General features: G+C 73.4%; 10 protein-coding genes and 1 pseudogene. 6 read left to right on the plus strand and 5 right to left on the minus strand.

Annotation, left to right across the window (positions count from 1 at the left end):
• The 4 genes and pseudogenes from OWR29_RS46740 to OWR29_RS46755 form a co-directional block, all read left to right on the plus strand.
• Nucleotides 1-283: pseudogene (locus OWR29_RS46740) on the plus strand (methyl-accepting chemotaxis protein); the annotation flags it as partial.
• Nucleotides 283-2,436, plus strand: coding sequence for a hybrid sensor histidine kinase/response regulator (locus tag OWR29_RS46745; RefSeq protein WP_267570167.1), 2,154 nt, complete (start codon nucleotides 283-285; stop codon nucleotides 2,434-2,436). The pseudogene OWR29_RS46740 and the gene OWR29_RS46745, both read left to right, overlap by 1 nt.
• The gene (gene cheB / locus OWR29_RS46750; protein WP_267570168.1) at nucleotides 2,436-3,512 is read left to right on the plus strand and encodes a chemotaxis-specific protein-glutamate methyltransferase CheB; all 1,077 of its coding nucleotides are present in this window, start codon (nucleotides 2,436-2,438) and stop codon (nucleotides 3,510-3,512) included. The genes OWR29_RS46745 and cheB overlap by 1 nt, the downstream gene beginning before the upstream one ends.
• Entirely contained in the window at nucleotides 3,509-5,497 is a 1,989-nt protein-coding gene (locus tag OWR29_RS46755) for a response regulator (protein WP_267570169.1), read from the plus strand. Before cheB ends, OWR29_RS46755 begins: the two co-directional genes overlap by 4 nt.
• A 3-nt stretch (nucleotides 5,498-5,500) precedes the next feature.
• On the opposite strand, the gene OWR29_RS46760 is transcribed toward OWR29_RS46755, so the two are convergent.
• The 4 genes from OWR29_RS46760 to OWR29_RS46775 all read right to left on the minus strand — a co-directional run bounded on the left by OWR29_RS46760 (nucleotide 5,501) and on the right by OWR29_RS46775 (nucleotide 11,724).
• Complete coding sequence (locus tag OWR29_RS46760; protein ID WP_267570170.1) at nucleotides 5,501-7,684, minus strand: N-acetylmuramoyl-L-alanine amidase; 2,184 nt, start codon at nucleotides 7,682-7,684, stop codon at nucleotides 5,501-5,503.
• Nucleotides 7,685-7,782: 98 nt separating this feature from the next.
• Complete coding sequence (locus OWR29_RS46765) at nucleotides 7,783-8,415, minus strand: GNAT family N-acetyltransferase (RefSeq protein ID WP_267570171.1); 633 nt, start codon at nucleotides 8,413-8,415, stop codon at nucleotides 7,783-7,785.
• 40 nt (nucleotides 8,416-8,455) lie between these two features.
• On the minus strand, nucleotides 8,456-10,972 hold the full coding sequence (locus tag OWR29_RS46770; RefSeq protein WP_267570172.1) for an ABC transporter permease: 2,517 nt from the start codon (nucleotides 10,970-10,972) through the stop codon (nucleotides 8,456-8,458).
• A complete protein-coding gene (locus tag OWR29_RS46775; protein WP_438872747.1) occupies nucleotides 10,969-11,724 on the minus strand; it encodes an ABC transporter ATP-binding protein in 756 nt (251 codons plus the stop codon). The genes OWR29_RS46770 and OWR29_RS46775 overlap by 4 nt, the downstream gene beginning before the upstream one ends.
• 152 nt (nucleotides 11,725-11,876) lie before the next feature.
• Here OWR29_RS46775 and OWR29_RS46780 point away from each other — a divergent pair, with 152 nt between their 5' ends.
• Together OWR29_RS46780 and OWR29_RS46785 are read left to right on the plus strand one after the other, a co-directional pair.
• Complete coding sequence (locus OWR29_RS46780) at nucleotides 11,877-13,064, plus strand: sensor histidine kinase (RefSeq protein WP_267570174.1); 1,188 nt, start codon at nucleotides 11,877-11,879, stop codon at nucleotides 13,062-13,064.
• Nucleotides 13,061-13,699: a response regulator gene (locus OWR29_RS46785; RefSeq protein ID WP_267570175.1), complete on the plus strand. Its 639-nt coding sequence runs from the start codon at nucleotides 13,061-13,063 to the stop codon at nucleotides 13,697-13,699. Before OWR29_RS46780 ends, OWR29_RS46785 begins: the two co-directional genes overlap by 4 nt.
• Here the strand turns inward: OWR29_RS46785 and OWR29_RS46790 are convergent.
• On the minus strand, nucleotides 13,696-16,419 hold the full coding sequence (locus OWR29_RS46790; protein WP_267570176.1) for a helix-turn-helix transcriptional regulator: 2,724 nt from the start codon (nucleotides 16,417-16,419) through the stop codon (nucleotides 13,696-13,698). The two genes, OWR29_RS46785 and OWR29_RS46790, sit on opposite strands and share 4 nt — an antisense overlap.
• Nucleotides 16,420-16,433: the final 14 nt, after the last annotated feature.

Genomic DNA, 16,433 nt, shown 5'->3' on the forward strand with positions numbered 1-16,433 from the left:
GGCCAAGGCGGTCGATTCCGGCTCCCGGCAGTTCGACGACGCCACCAGCTCGTTCCGCCGCATCGCCGGGCTCGTCTCGACCACCAGCGACGCCACCCGCGAGATCGAGCTGTCGACCAAGCAGCAGACCACCGCGGTCGAGCAGGTCAACATCGCCGCCTCGGACACGGCCCGGGTCACCCGCGAGACCGAGGCCAGCGCCGTGCAGACGAAGCAGACCGCGGCCCACCTCACCACCCTCTCCGGCGAGCTGCTGGACCTGGTCGGCACCGGACGCCACTGATGGCGGAAAGGGATCCACTCCGCTACTTCCGAATAGAGGCCAAGGAGCTGGTCGACCAGATCAGCGCCGGCGTCCTCGATCTGGACCAGCAGCCCGAGGCCGACGTGGTGGCCCGGCTGCTGCGGTTCGCGCACACCCTCAAGGGCGCGGCCCGGGTCGTGAAGCAGCAGGAGATCGCCGACCGGGCCCACGAGTTCGAGGAGGTGCTGGTCCCGCACCGGGATGAGGCCACGCCGGCGCTGGCGGCCGACCAGATGCGCGAGCTGCTGCGCCTCAACGACGAGATCTGCGGGTACGTGGACTCGCTGTCCGCCCCCGCCCCGGCGCCCGAGCCGGCCGCGCCCGCCGAACCGGCCGTGCCTGCTGAACCGGGTATGCCGGTGCGCACGGTCCCCCTGAACGCGCCCGAGAACCAGGCCGAGGTGGACGAGGCCCGGGAGGACGCCGAGCTGGCCCGGGGCGCCGCCGCGGCCGCCGACCGCCCCGAGCGGGCCGCCACCGCCGACCTCGACGAGCTGCTCGACGCGATCAGCGAGGCCAGCGCCCGCATCGCCCCGCTGCGCGACGGCGGCCGGACGCTGGGCCGCCTGCACCGCAAGGTCGAGACGCTGGGCGAGCGCATGCGGGTCGGCCGCACCACCGTCAGCGACGCCTCGGCCCGCACCTCGGTGCGCCGCCTCGCGGGCGAGCTGGGCGCGCTCGGCCGCCGCCTCACCGACGCCGTCGACCAGGTCGAACGCGAGCTCGACGAGGTCCGCGGCCGGGCCGAGGGACTGCGCCTGGTGCCGGCCGGCTCGATCTTCACGGCGCTGCGCCGGGCCGTGCGCGACGCCGCCGACGCCGAGGGCAAGCGGGTGCGGTTCCAGGCCACCGGGGCCGACGTGCGGATGGGCCCCAACCTGCTCAACCTCATCAGCGGCGCGTTCCTGCACGTGGTGCGGAACGCGGTCGTGCACGGCATCGAGCCCGAGGACCAGCGGCTGGCCGCCGGCAAACCGGCCGAGGGCACGGTCGGCGTGCACGTCGAGCGCCGCGGCCGGTACGCCGAGTTCCGCTGCACCGACGACGGGCGCGGCTTCGACCTGGCCGCCCTGCGCCGCACGGCCGAGGAGCGCGGCCTGATCGGCCCCGGCGCCAACCCCGGCCCGCAGGGGCTGATCGACCTCGTGCTGCACGGCGGGATCAGCACCGCGCCCGGGGTCACCGAGGTGGCCGGCCGCGGCATCGGCATGGACGTCGCCCGGGACGTGGCCCTGCAGCTGGGCGGCGAGGTGTCCATCGCCAACCGGCCCGGGCAGGGCGCCACCGTCCGCTTAGTCGTGCCACTGACCCTGCTCAGCATGAACGGCCTGATCGTCGAGACCGGCGGCACCACCGCCACGATGCCGCTGGACGCCGTGCGCCGGTGCGTGCGTCTGGGGGCCGACGAGGTGGCCGCGGCCACCGCCACCGCCCGGCTCGCCCACGAGCGCGAGGTGCTGCCGTTCCTGCCGCTGGCCCAGGCCCTGCGGGTCGCGCCGGCCGAGGAGGAGCCGCGCTCCGGCGTCGCCGTGGTGCTGGCGGCCGACCGCGACACCGTGGCCATCGGCGTCGACCGGCTGGCCGGCATCTCCACGCTGGTCGCCCGCCCGCTGCCCGACCTCGCCCCGGCCGCCCCGGTGATCGGCAGCGTCTCGATCGACCTGGACGGCAACCCCCGGCTCGTGCTGGACGCGCACGGGCTGGTGGCCGAGGCCCGCCAGGAGAGCGCGACCGCCCGCGGCGACGCCTCGGCCTCGGCCAAGCCCCGGATGCCGATCCTGGTCGTCGACGACTCGCTGACCACCCGCATGCTCGAGCGCAGCATCCTCGAGTCGGCCGGCTACGAGGTGGACCTGGCCGCCTCGGGCGAGGAGGGCCTGGAACGGGCCCGCAGCCGCGAGTACGGGCTGTACCTGTCGGACATCGACATGCCCGGCATCGACGGCTTCACGTTCGTGGCGCGCGCGAAGGCCGATCCGCAACTGGCCCACGTGCCGGCGATCCTGGTCAGCTCGCGGGCCAGCGCCGAGGACAAGCGCCGGGGCACCGAGGCGGGCGCGGCCGCGTACGTGATCAAGGGCGAGTTCAACCAGGAGGAACTGCTGGCGCACATCCGGAGGCTGATCCTCTGATGATCCGTGTCCTGCTCGTGGAGGATTCCGCGACCATGCGCCACCACCTGCGCGAGTCGCTCGCAAGCGACCCGGAGCTGCAGGTGGTGGGCGAGGCCACCGACGGCGGCGACGCGGTCGAGATGGTCGCGCGCCTGCGCCCCGACGTGGTGACCATGGACATGATGCTGCCGACGATGAGCGGCCTGGTCGCCACCGAGCACATCATGGCCGAGCACCCGACGCCCATCCTGGTCGTCTCGTCGGCCGACCGGCGCGAGCTCTTCAGCACGTACAACGCCCTGGCCGCGGGCGCGGTCGACGTGCTCGAGAAGCCCCGCGGCGACGCCACCGACGCCGACTGGGGGCGGCGGCTGTGCGCGGCCGTGCGCCTGGTCTCGCGCATTCGCGTGATCACTCATCCCCGGGCCCGGCTGGACGGGCGGGGCCGCTCGCGGGTCGAGCCGCCCGCTCCTCCGCCGCCCACACCCGCGGCGCCGCCTTCGATCGACGCCGTGCGCGCCGTCGCGCTGGGCGCCTCGACCGGTGGACCGGGCGCGCTGACCGATCTGCTGCGCGCGCTGCCGGCCGGCTTCCTGCCGCCGGTGCTGTGCGTGCAGCACATCGCGGCCAGCGAGCCGTTCGCCGTCGCCTTCTCGGACTGGCTGGCCGGGCAGACCGGCCGCGACGTGAGCTACGCCCGCGACCGCACCCCCTTGGCCGCGCTGACCGGCCGGGTCGTGCTGGCCCCGCCCGACCGGCACCTGGTGGTGCGCGACGGCATGGTGCGGGTCACCGACGGGCCGCCCCGGCACTCGTGCCGGCCCTCGGTCGACGTGCTGTTCGAGTCGGTGGCCGCCGAGTACGGCCCGATGGCGGCCGGCTGCCTGCTCACCGGCATGGGCCGCGACGGCGCCGAGGGCCTGCTGACCATGCGCTCGCGGGGCGCGGTCACCTTCGCCCAGGACGAGGCGAGCTGCGTGGTGTACGGCATGCCGCGCGAGGCCGCCCTGCTCGGCGCGGCCGCCTACGTGCTGCCGCCGGCCCGGATCGCCGCCCGGCTGGCCGAGCTGCAGCCCGCGGGGAGCCGGCGATGACCCAGCGCGTGCTCATCGTGGACGACAGCCTCACCGTGCGCATGGACCTGCACGAGGCGTTCGAGGCCGACGGCTTCGGCACCATCCTGTGCGCGACCGGAACCGAGGCCCGGGCCGCCTTCGTGGGCGACGAGTTCGACGTGGCCGTGCTCGACGTGCTGCTGCCCGACGCCGACGGGCTGGAGCTGCTGACCGAGCTGCGCGGCCTGCCCAGCCGGGCCCGGGTGGTCACCGTGCTGCTCAGCACCGAGGACGAGGTGGCCGACCGGCTGGCCGGGCTGCGCATCGGCGCCGACGAGTACGTCGGAAAACCGTACGATGCAGGATACGTCGTGGCCCGGGTGCGCCAGCTGCTGCGGGACGGCCCGGCCCGCTCCGACGACCGCACCACCGTGCTCATCGTGGACGACAGCATGACCTTCCGCGAGCAGCTGCGCGAGCTGCTCGAGGGCGAGGGGTACGCCGTGCTGACCGCCCCCAGCGGCGAGGACGGCCTGCGGGTGGCGGCCGACCGCCGGCCCCAGGCGGTCATCGTCGACGGCGTGATGCCCGGCATCGACGGCGCCACGGTGATCCGCCGCATCCGCCTCGACCCGGCCCTGCGCGACACCCCGTGCATTTTGATGACGGCGGCCGACGACTACGCCACCGAGCTGCAGATGCTCGACGCGGGGGCCGACGCGTTCGTCCGCAAGCAGCAGAACCTGGCCATCGTGCCGGCCAAGCTGAACGCGGTCCTGCGGCAGAGCACCGAGCAGCTGCCGATCGAGGTCGGCAGCCTGCACGGGCCGAGCAAGGTGCTGGCGCTGACCCCGGACCGGCAGCGGCTGACCGAGCTGGCGGCCGCGTTGCGCGACGAGGGCCACGACGTGATCCCGGTGGCGGCCACCGAGGACGCGCTCGACCTGCTGGCCGAGCAGCCGGTCGACTGCATCGTGCTGGGCCTGGGCCTGGCCGGCGACCTGGGCCGGGAGGCCTGCCGGAGGATCAAGGAAGTCCCGGTGATCGGCGAGACACCGGTGGTGATGACCGGGTCGACCGACGACGACATGCTGGCCTGCCTGGCCTCGGGGGCCGACGACTACGTACGGGCCGACTCGGGGGCCGACGCGCTGCGGGCCCACGTCCGCACGCAGATCCGCCGCAAGCAGTCGCACGACGAGAGCCGGCGCATCCGCGAGGAGCTGATGCGCCGCGAGCTGGACGCGGCCGAGGAACGGTCGGCCCGCCAGCTCGCCGAGACCCGGGCCGCCCTGGTCGAGGAGCTGGAGTGGCGCAACCGCGAGCTGGAGGCGTTCAGCGGCTCGGTCTCGCACGACCTGCGGGGGCCGCTGCAGGTGATCAGCAGCTTCGCCGAGCACATGCTGGACGACGAGGACGACCCGCTCAGCCCGGAGGCCCGGCGCCGGCTGAGCCGGATCCAGGCCGCCGCCCACCGGATGGCCGACCTGGTCGAGTCGCTGCTGATCCTGGCCCGGGCCAGCCGGGGCGACCTCCGCCGGGCCGAGTTCGACCTGACCACTACGACGTGGCAGGTGATCGCCGAGGTCGAGGCGCGCGACCCGGAGCACAAGGTCGCCTTCACCGTGACCGAGGGCATGGAAGCTGACGCCGACGAGGGCCTGGTCCGGGTCATCCTGGAGAACCTGATCAACAACGCCGTGAAGTTCACGCGCAAGGTCGAGCACCCGGCGATCGAGGTGGGCCGGGCCGATCAGGGCTTCTACGTACGCGACAACGGCGCCGGCTTCCCCGCGGGCAAGGCGGGCGAGCTCTTCCGGCCGTTCGCCCGCCTGCACAGCGCCGAGGACTTCCCGGGCACCGGCATCGGCCTGACCACCGTGCACCGGGCGATCGAGCGGCACGGCGGCGAGATCTGGGCCGAGGGCGAGGACGGGCGCGGCGCGACCTTCTGGTTCACGCTGCCGCCCGCCCCCGACCCCGGCGGACCGGACCGGCGGGGTCAGGCCCGCCGGAACGGCTGAGCTCTATTTGACGTACGTAAGCCCGTCCGAGATGACGGTCGGGCGGCCGCTGGTGCCGGCGACCACGACGGAGACGGTGTGCACCTTGGCCGTCAGCGCCTTGACCCAGATCGTCTGGCGGTGGCTCGTGGCCGATGCCTTGGTGTCCACCGTGGCCACCTTCACGCCGTCCACCAAGATGTTCGCCTGGCCCGTGGACGGGGTGCGGGTGAAGGTCAGCGCGGCCGAGCGCCCGTTGAACGTGTAGGCCAGCTTGGCGTTCCTGGCCGACGCGGCCAGCGCCTTGCCGCCCAGGTAGGTCGTGGCGGCCGACCGGGTGCTCCAGGCGCCGGTGCGCTTGGCCGACGTCTCGGGCATCTGGACGATCGTCCGCGAGACGGTCGAGACGCCCTGGTTGTAGGCCATGTCCTGGGCCCGTACGGAGTACGTCACGGCCACGTTCGGCTTGACTGTCGCGTTCCACACCGTTGACGTGCCGAGCATCGACACCTGGTTCGGCGACAGGGACTGCTGACGGGCGATCTTGCCGTTGTTGTCGGCCGACTTGAAGTTGACCGCCACCGGCACCGAGGTGGCCGAGTAGGTGCCGGTCTTCAGCGCCACCGTCGGCGGGGTGGGGAAGGTCGGACTGGTCACGTCGCCGATGACCTTGGTGACCGGGGTGATGTCGGTGGCGCCGGTCTCGTGCACCACGCGGACGGCCACGTTGTGCGAGCCGGGCGACACGGTGATCGGCGCCGAACTGGTGGTGGAGGTCGTTACCACCTTGCTGTCGACCAGCACGTCGAACCGGCTGATCCTCCCCGGGTCGCCGCCGACGGTCCAGTGCACCTGGCCCTTGTCGTGCAGGTAGTAGGGGCCGGTGGTCGGCTCGCCGCCGGTGACCGAAGTGATGGCCAGGCCGGGCAGCGCCGCGCGGCCGCGGATCTGGCCCAGCAGCGGGTAGAACAGGTCGCCCGGGCATTCCGTCTCGGCGCCGTCGCGGTGACCGGCGATGCGCGGGAAGGTCACCACCGTGCCCTTGGGCCACTTCATGCCGTCGATGCCGGCGACCAGCGTCGTGGTGCTCGTCGGGTCGTTGCCGTACGCGCCGAGGCGGGACGCCGCCAGCTTGGCGATCGAGGTGAGGGCGGCGTTGCTCGGCCGCACCTTGGTGTAGTCGCCGATCAGCGCGATGCCGGCCGTCCCGGTGTTGAACCCGGCCACGTGCGCGCCCACCACCGCCTTGCTGACACCGCCCTTGCGGCCCTCGTAGATCGTGCCGCAGTTGTCGACGAGGAAGTTGTAGCCGATGTCGTCGAAGCCCTCGGAGATGTCGGTGGCCATGATGGCCCGGACGAAGTCGGGGGCGTCGGCGCACGTCTTCGGGAACTCGGTGCCGGTGTGGTGCACCCAGACCAGCTTCACGCCCTCCTGGGCGATCGTGGGCGGCGCCTTGACCAGGCTCTCGTTGGCCTTCCAGCCGGCCCGGGAGACGTAGGCGGGCATCGGCGGCTTCGGCACACCCGGCGGCACGGTGGTCGGCGCCGCGGAGGTGGCCGTGGTGGTCGGCGGGGCCGCGGTCGTCGCCGGCGGCTTGGTGGAGGTCGTCGCCTCCGGGGTGGGTGTCCCGGTGACGATCGCGGGCGGCGGCGCCTTGGGAATCGTCGGAACGGTCGGCGTCGGAGCCGGCTCGCCGCCGCCGCGGCCGCCCTCCTGCGCGTTCGGGTCGATCAGCTTGAGCAGCAGACCGGCCGGCAGCGGCTTGGCGGCGGCGCCGACGAGCCGGGCCGCCACGCCGTCCGAAGGCCCGGTCCAGAGCGGGGCGGTGCGGCCGCGCACGCGGGACCGCTCGCCGGCCAGGTCGGCCGCGTCCTCGGCGATCGACAGCGATTTCCAGCCGGTCCACTGGCCGGTGCGGGCGCTGCGGGTGCGCACCTGCACGGTCCCGTCGGGCGCGTCCTTGGGGCTGTTCCAGCTGACGCTGACCATGCTGAACTTCTCGGTCGGCCGCTGCGGCAGCGAGAACTTGCGGCCCAGCTTCCCGAGGTCGACCTGGTCGATGCGGATGCCGGACGGCTTAGCGGCGGGCGCGGCGGCCGGGACCGCCACCGGCGGCAGCGCGGCCGCCGGTTCGTCCGACATGAACGTCGCCACCCCGCCCGCGGGCCAGGTCAGGACGGCCACTCCGCCGCCTGCCGCCAGCACCGCAGCCGCGCTCCCTATGCCTATCGCCCATCGACGCCGCACGTTGTCCCCCGTTTGATCAAGTCAAAAAGCCGGGCGTGAGGCTATCGAAAGAGTTCTCAGCCCGCCATCCCGAACCAGGGCCGGCAGGGCGGGAAACCGGTCACAGTCACGTCGGCGCCGGGCCAGTGGCCGGCCGTGAGCCGGAAATGCCGGAGTTCGACCACGTCGCCGCCGGTGTCGACGATCGTGCTGACCCCGTTCTCGGCGTACCCGACCCGGCGCGAGACGCCCAGCGAGGCCGCGTTGGTGGTGGTGGCCGAGGTGATCGCGGCCGTCGCGCCGAGCTCGCCGAAGGCGAACTGCAGCATCGCCGTACGCATGGCGACCCCCACGCCGCGGCCGCGCACGTCGGGAACGAGCCACGACGCCGAGTCCACTGTGCGCAGAGCCGGGAAGTTGTCGCCCTCCAGCGTCTGCACCCCGACCAGCCGGCCCTGATGCGAGACCGCGAAGTGCAGCACCCACGACTCCGGCGACCAGGTGCCGAGCGCCCGCCAGTAGCCCTGGCAGAACAGCCGGCGCTCGTTCTCCTCGTAGGTCAGCGAGTCGTACATCGCCAGCCGCGGGTCGTGCCCCACGTCGCCCGGCAGCACCGAGGCCAGGTGGGGCAGGTCGGCCTCGGTCATCGGGCGCAGCAGCACGTCGCGGAAGGCCAGCCGGAGGCCGAACAGGGGCCAGAACTCGTCCATCCCTGCTGTATAGCCCACCGGCCGGCCTTCCGCCTGGCGGTTATTCGGCGCCCAGCGCGGCCACCGGGCTCACCTTCGCCGCGCGGCGGGCGGGCAGCACGCCGGCCAGCGCGGTCAGCCCGACGAGCACGGCGAAGACCGCCGCGAGCTGCAGGTACGGGACGGCCAGAGGAGCGTTGACACCGAGCGCCTTGACGGCCAGCCAGGCGTACGGAACCCCGAGGGCCAGCCCGATGGCGGCGCCGATGACGCCGTAGAGCGCCGACTCGGCCGTCAGCATCGTGCGCAGACCGCTCTTGGACAGGCCGACCGCGCGCAGCACGCCGGACTCGCGGACCCGCTCGACCACCGACAGCGCGGTCGTGGTGCCCACGCCGACCACCGCGATCACCACCGTGAGACCGATCAGGCCGACCGCGATCACCAGCAGCAGCGTGACGTTGTCGTTGATCTGGTCGCGCTGGTCGGCCAGCACGTCGACCCGCCACTTGCCACCCGCCGCGGCCTGCGCGTCCTGGATCGCCCGGTTGCCGTCGGTGCGCGCCTTCTCGCCGCTCGCCACGGCGTCGGCCAGCACTCCCGCGTACGCGGTGGGAGCGCCCAGCTTCGTCAGGTCGGCCGGGTCGAGCACGGCCGAGGCGTGCAGCGGTGCATCGTCCGGCAGCACGGCCGCCACGGTCAGCTTGACCGTGCGCTTCCCGATCTGGAACGGCACCTGGTCGCCCACCCGAGCCCCGGTCACGTCGCCCGCGAACCCGGACAGCACGACCCTGCCCGGCCCGGTGTCGCCCAGCGACCCGCTCACCGCGTCCAGCTTCTTCAGCTGCGGCAGCCCGGACATTGCCAGGTCGGTCACCGGCAGCTCCAGCTGCCCGCCGATCTTGGCCAGTTGCCGCCGGTACGGGGTCACGTGGCTGACGTTGTCGTTCTTCCTCAGCTGCTCGACCAGGCCGGCCGGCACCGGGTCCTCGTTCACGCCGGTCAGCTCGTAGTCCGCCGGCGACGACGCGGCCGTCTCCCGGTCGACCAGCACCCGGAACGACGCCCCGCCGACCAGGGCGCCCGCGATCAGCGTGACGCCGAGCGCGACCACGACCGAGACCGCGGCGGCCCGGCGCGGGGCCGAGCCCACTCCCCCGGCGGCCAGCCGGCCGACCGGGCCCGAGCGGCGGATCGGCCAGCCCAGCAGGGCCAGCACCGGCCGCACCAGCACCGGGCCCAGCGCCACCAGCGCGAAGAAGGCGAACGCGCCCGAGGCGACGATGGCGAACAGCATCGGCTGCGCGTTGTAGTCCTCGGGGTCGCGGCCGGGCAGGTGGGTCACCACGTACCCGGCCAGCAGCACCGCCCCCGCGGTGAGCAGGATGCCGGCAGCCCAGCGCAGCTTGCCGATGTCACGCCGGGCGCCGGTCGTGCCGGAACCACGCAGCGCCTCCAGCGGCGAGACCCGCGAGGCCGAGGCGGCCGGGGCCAGCACGGCCAGCGTGGTGATCAGGACGGCCAGGGCGATCGTGCCCAGGGCGGCCGGAACCGGCACCCCGGGCGAGGCGATCTTCTTGTCGAACCAGCCCGCCGCGGCAGGGATGAGGTGACCGACGCCGAGCGCGATCAGCACGCCCACCGTGCCGGTGACCAGGCCGGTCAGCGCGCCCTCGGCGGCCAGCGCGCCGGTGATCGAGCGGCGGCCGGCCCCGACCGCGCGCAGCAGGGCCAGCTGGCGCATCCGCTGGGCGAAGACGATCCGGAACGTCGAGGTGGCGACCAGGCCGGCCGCGACCACGGCGATGGCCACGAACATGGCGATGACGGCGAAGATCGCGTTGACGTCCGAGGCCTTGGCCTTGGCCTCGTCGTGGCGGACGGTGGCGCCGTCGCTGACCTGCGGGCGCTCGTCGCCCGGCGGGAAGAGGGCGTCGATCTTTCCCTGTACGGCGGCCGCGTCGGCGCCGGGGGCGAGGCGCACGTCGATCTGGCTCAGGAACGGGGCTGCGGTCAGCTTCACCAGGGCGGCCGTGGGGGCGTACGCCTGGAAGCCGAAGTCGTCACGGGCCGAGACGATCCCGACGACCTTGATCTTGGTCTTGGGCAGGGGGTTGCCCTGCTCGTCGTAGCGCAGCTGCGCATCGGCCGTGGCGCCCAGCCTGAGGCCCATCCGCTCGACCGTGCGCGGGGTGACCGCGACCTCGCCCGGCGCCGTCGGGAACCGGCCCTGGGTGACCGTGGTCAGCGCGAGCGGCCCGGTGCCCGGGTCGGCCTGCAGCTGCAGGTACTCGCCGCCGACCTCGCCGCCGTAGTCGACCCGGCCGACCGCCTCCGCGACGCCGGCCGTCTTCGTGACCGCGGCCAGCTGCGCGGCCTTGATCGTGCCGTTGTGCACGACCACGTCGACCGCCTCGGGCGTGCCGCTGAGGCCGTTGAGCACGCTGCGCTCGGTGATCTGCTGGGCCAGCACGGTGGCGTACACGACGAACGAGACCACCAGCACGGCCAGGCCGGTCAGCAGCAGGCGCGACGGGCGGCGGGCCACGCCCCGCAACTGGGTGCGCAGGACGCTCATCGCGCGACCGCCAGGCTCTGCAGGGCGTCCGAGACCGAGGTGATGTCGGGGCGGTCGAGCTCGCCGGCGACCCGGCCGTCGGCCAGCAGCACGACCCGGTCGGCGTAGGCGGCGGCGCCCGGGTCGTGGGTCACCATGACGATCGTCTGGCCCAGTTCACGTACGGAATTGCGCAGGAACAGCAGCACCTCGGCGCCCGACCGCGAGTCCAGGTTGCCGGTGGGCTCGTCGGCGAACACCACCTCGGGCCGCGACATGAGCGCGCGGGCGATCGCCACCCGCTGCTGCTGGCCGCCGGAGAGCTCACCGGGCCGGTGGTCGAGCCGGCCCACGATGCCCAGCGACTCGGTCAGATGGCTGTACAGGTGCGGGTCGGGCCGGCGGCCGGACAGCTCCAGCGGCAGCACGATGTTCTGCGCCGCGGTCAGCTGGGGCAGCAAGTTGAAGGCCTGGAAGACGAAGCCGATCCGTTCCCGGCGCACCTTGGTCAGCACCTTGTCGCTCTGCCGGGTCAGGTCGGTGCCCCCGAGCAGCGCCTGGCCCGACGTGGCGGTGTCCAGGCCGGCCAGGCAGTGCATCAGGGTGGACTTGCCGGAGCCGGACGGCCCCATGATGGCGGTGAACTGGGCCCGGGCGAAGCCGACGGTCACACCGTCCAGCGCCCGCACCGCCGTGTCCCCACTGCCGTAGACCTTGACCAGGTCGACGGCGGCGACCGCGGCCAACGTGTCCACGTTCTGCGTCTGCATGATTTCCCCACTAACTCGGTGGCGTTCTTCGACGCTGCGAATCATGTGGGGAGCCGATCGGCCGGCACATCAGCCGCAGGCCGGGCCCCGCGCGGGCGGCGGATCTGTCTTTCGGCCGATGGGAGCCCCCGCACCAGCGCATACGCTGGACGACGATGCAGACCAACCCGAACCGGATCATCCTTCGCCGCCTGGCGCAGTTCCTCGCGCTCTTCGGGATGGCGATCCTCGGGCTGTTCGACGTCGCCCAGGGCCTGATGCGCCAGTCCGAGGTGCTGGGCCTGCTGCAGGTCGTCCTGGCGCTGGCCGCGGCCGCGGTCTGGCTGCCGGTGCACCGGCCCGGCTCGACCCGGCTGCCCAACGCCGCGATGGTGCTGGGCGCCGCCTCGCTGCTGGTGACGATCGGGGTGGCCGCGACCTCACCCGGCTCGTACGGGGTCAGCTGGGGCCTCGCCGAATCGGCCGCCCTGCTCGGTGTCTGCTACGTGGTGGCCCGCCACTCGCCGCCCGGCCGGGCCGCGACCGCGCTGCTCATCGTGGGCGCCGCGGTCAGCTTCGCGCCGCTGCGGGGCGGGCAGGACTACCTCTACGTCATCTTCGGGCTGATCCAGGCGCTGGCCGCCGCGGCCGCCATCGGCCTCGGCATCTACCTGCGGATCATCGAGGGCTCGCGGCAGCGCGCGGTCGACGCCGTCCGGGCCGAGCAGCGCGCCGAGTTCGCCCGCGACCTGCACGACTTCATCGCCCACCACGTCACCGGCATCGTCGTGCAGGCCCAGGGGGCCAAGTTCATCGCCGAGCAGGACCCGCAGCGGGTGCTGACCGCGCTCGACCAGATCGAACAGGCCGGCGCCGAGACCATGGCGTCGATGCGCCGGATGGTCGGCGTGCTGCGCGACCCCGACTCGAAGCCGGACGCCCCGCTGGCCCCCGTGGCCGGCCTGCACGACCTGGGCGCGCTGCTCGACCAGTTCAACTCGGCGGGCGGCGCCAAGGCCCGCATGCACCTGGACGGCGAACTGCACGGCCTTCCGGTCGAGATCTCCACCTCGGCCTACCGGGTGGTGATGGAGGCGCTGACCAACGTGCGCCAGCACGCGCCCGAGGCGTCGGCGGCCGACATCTGGATCCGGCGCACACCCGAGTGGCTGCTGGTGCGGGTGGCCAACGACGGGGTGATTCCGGCCCGTGCGGGAACGCCGCGCGAGCGTCCGGGGTACGGTCTCGTGGGCCTGACCGAACGGGTCCGCGCGGTCGGCGGCCGCATCACGGCCATGCCGGGCATCGAGGGCGGCTGGGTGGTCGACGCCGCGTTCCCGATCGACCCCCGGACGGAGCCATGATCCGCGTACTGATCGCCGACGACCAGGCCATGGTCCGCACCGGCTTCGGCATGATCATCGGCGCCCAGCCCGACATGGAGGTCGTGGGCGAGGCCGCCGACGGCGTCGAGGCGGTGGCGCTGGCCCGCAAGCTGAAGCCGGACGTGGCCCTGCTCGACATCCGCATGCCCAAGATGGACGGCCTGGAGGCGTTGCGGCTGCTCTCCGGCCCCGGTGTCACCGACCCGGTCAAGGTGGTCGTGGTGACCACGTTCGACCTCGACGAGTACGTGCACCAGGCGCTGCGCAACGGCGCGGCCGGCTTCCTGCTGAAGGACTCGGGCCCGGCCCTGCTGGTCGAGGCCGTAAGAGCGGCCGTCTCGGGCGACGCCCTGATCAGCCCGTCCATCACCGTACGGCTGCTCGAGCACCTGTCCCCGCCGGCGCCCTCGGGCGACGACGGTGGCCTGTCGCCGCGCGAGCTGGACGTGGTGCGGCTGGCCGCCAAGGGCCTGACCAACGCCGAGATCGCGGCCCAGCTGTTCATCTCGATCGGCACGGTCAAGACCCACGTCGGCAGCGTGATGACGAAGCTGAACGCCCGCAACCGCGTCGAGATCGCCGCCTGGGCCTGGGAACGGCGCCTGCTGGGCTAGCTGCGGCGGCGGGCCAGCTCGGCCAGTTCGGCCCGCCCGGTCGTGCCCGTCTTGCGCAGCATGTTCGAGACGTGCACGCCCACGGTCTTCTCGCTCAGCACCAGGGCACGAGCGATCTCGCTGTAGGTCCGCCCGGACACCAGATGGACGAGGACTTCACGCTCGCGCGGGGTCAGCCCGGGAATAGCGTCACCGGCCGAATCCACGACCACGGCCTCGAACGTGATGTGAGCGTTGCGGGCCAGCAGGTCCACGTCGGCCAGCAGCGGCGCGGCCTGCAGGTCGGTGGCCAGTTCGTGAGCCCGGCGCAGCGCCGTTGTTCCTTGCCTGCGGCCGGCGCGGCCCCGCAGCGCGGCCTGCGCCTCCCGCCACCGGCAGTAGGCCTCGTCCCATGGCAGGACGGCCTCGTCGCACGCCTCCGCCGCGGCATGCCAGCACGTGAGCTCGGCCGGGTCGCGCCGGGCCCGGGCCGTCTCGGCGTCGGCCCAGCACTGCATCGCCGCGAGCCACCGGGCGTTGAACTTGGACAGGTTCGGCTCCACGACGGCGACGCGGGGATACCGCTGCCGCAGGTCACGCATCCGTTCGAGCTCGGCCGAGGGGTCCTCGCCCTGGTCCCGATCGGCTTGGACCCGGTCGGCCAGCGCTCGCGCGGCGAGTGGCAGCAACCTCTCCGCGTCGAGCGGCGGCGGATGCAGGGCGAGGCCGTGGAAAGAACACGCCAGCGCCCGTTCGGTGTCGCCGCGGCTGACGGCCAGCTCCGCGTTCACCGCGTCGAACGGGAACGGCGAGAAGTCGGCCGCCCCCGCGATCAGTTCGCCGGCTCGTGCGGCGTGAGCTTCCGCCTCCGTGAACCGCCCCTGCCGGCAGGAAAGTATCGCGGCCGTGTTCCGTCCGCGCGCGTCGGCCAGGACACTGGGCCGGGCGCCGAGGGCCACTCGGAGCCGGTCGAGGCAGCCTCGCCAGTCGCCGACGACCAGCAGGTACTCGGCCTCGAGGGAACAGATCTCCGACACGTGGCTGTGGACGGCGCCCGCCCGCTCCAGTTCCTGGCGGCAGGCGCGGGCATCGTCGACGAGAGCCTGCGCTGTAGCGCCTGCGCTGTTGTTGAGGACCCAGTAAGTTGCATCGACCGCCCACTCGAACTCGCCCAGGCGAAGAGCGAGTGCGAGCAACTCTCGTGCGGCCTCCGCCCCGCCCGCGAGGTCCCCCGCGCCACAGCGGGCCTGCGAGGTCGCGCTCAGCGCGAGCATGAGCGCGTCGGGCCAGCCGCCTGCCCGAGCCAGCCGCAGGGCCTCGGCCGCCTTGACCGGCCCGTCCGCCACCTCCCGCCACAAGCGGCTGAAAGCGACCGCCCCGACGGCCAGCGCATGTTCGCGGCTTCGCGGGTGCGCCGAGGAAAGGCGTTCCGCCTTGGCCGCGTCCTCGAGCGAAGTGTTTCCCTTCCCGGCCGAGAAGGCGAGTGGGATCCGACAAGCCAGAAGTTCCGCGGCCACCATGGGTTGAGCGTCCTGGTCGACGAGGGCGAGCAGATCGTCGATCGCCGCCACCTCGTCGGTGAGCCGGCCCGCGACATGGGCGGCCCGGCGAATGAGGTGCAGCAGGTCCTCGGCCGATTCCTCGGCGCCCTCCGGCCGCAGCCGCAGGGCCCGTCGCAGCAATCGGACGGTCTCGGCCGCACCTCGAGGACCGGTCACGGCCGTGGCCTTCAGCGCCCACCGGTAGGCCTCATCGTCCATCCCGGCCCGGTAGTAGTGATCGGCGCGCTCGATCGGGTCGTCGGCGCTTTCGGCCAGGGCCGCGTGCCGGGACCGCCGTTCCTCCGGCAGCAGGCCCTCGACCAGCACCTCGGCCAGCAGCGGATGGGCGAACCAGTACCGCCCGTAGTCGTCGACGGTCAGCACACCCGCGTCGAGCGCTTCCCGCAGCACCTCACCCGGCGCCGCGGCCGCCGTGGGCCGCCCGGCGACGGCGATCGCTGTCGTTACCTCGCGCGCCGGCGGCGACAGGCTGTGCCACGTACGAGACAGGGCCCCGCGCAGCTCGTCCGGCAGATGCGGCGGCAGGGACCGCGCATCGGGGTCGAGCCCGCGAACCAGCAGCTTGGTCAGATAAGGATTCCCGGCCGAGCGCGCGAACACGTCGTCCACGAGCGACTCGTGCGGCGGCCGCCCGAGCAGCCCGCCGATCTGCTCCCCCGTCGACACCCGATCGAGGCGGTCAAGAGCCATTTCCCGTACGCCCGGAAGCCGCCGCACATCGGCCAGCCACCGCCGCAACCGCCCGTCCTCCCCGGTCCGGATGGTGACCAGCACCGCCAGCCGCCGATCCCGCCGCCCCGCGATCACGTACATGAGCACATCGAGCGAACTCTGATCGGCCCACTGCAGGTCATCGACGACCAGCACGACGGGTTCGTCCCCGGCCGCCCGGTCGAGCCACGTGTCAAAGACGAGCAGCGCCTCAGAGCTGTCCAGCTCCGGCCGCACCGCGAGCCCCCGAACCGCCGTACGCAAGGGAAGAAGAGGCACCGACAAGGAGGTCAGCGGCAGACAGGGCGCCCACAACACCGCCCCGCCCGCGGCGTCGCACGCCAGCCGGACCAGCGTCGTCTTGCCGACGCCGGCCTCCCCCGAGATCAGCAGCGTCCCCGACTCGCCACCGCCCGCGCCTTCGACCACCGCGAGCGCGGCGGCGGCCACTTCCGCCCGGCTCCCCACAGCCCGAGTTTCCT

The sequence above is a fragment of the Paractinoplanes pyxinae genome (assembly GCF_026626335.1).
GTDB classification, from domain to species: Bacteria; Actinomycetota; Actinomycetes; order Mycobacteriales; family Micromonosporaceae; genus Actinoplanes; species Actinoplanes pyxinae.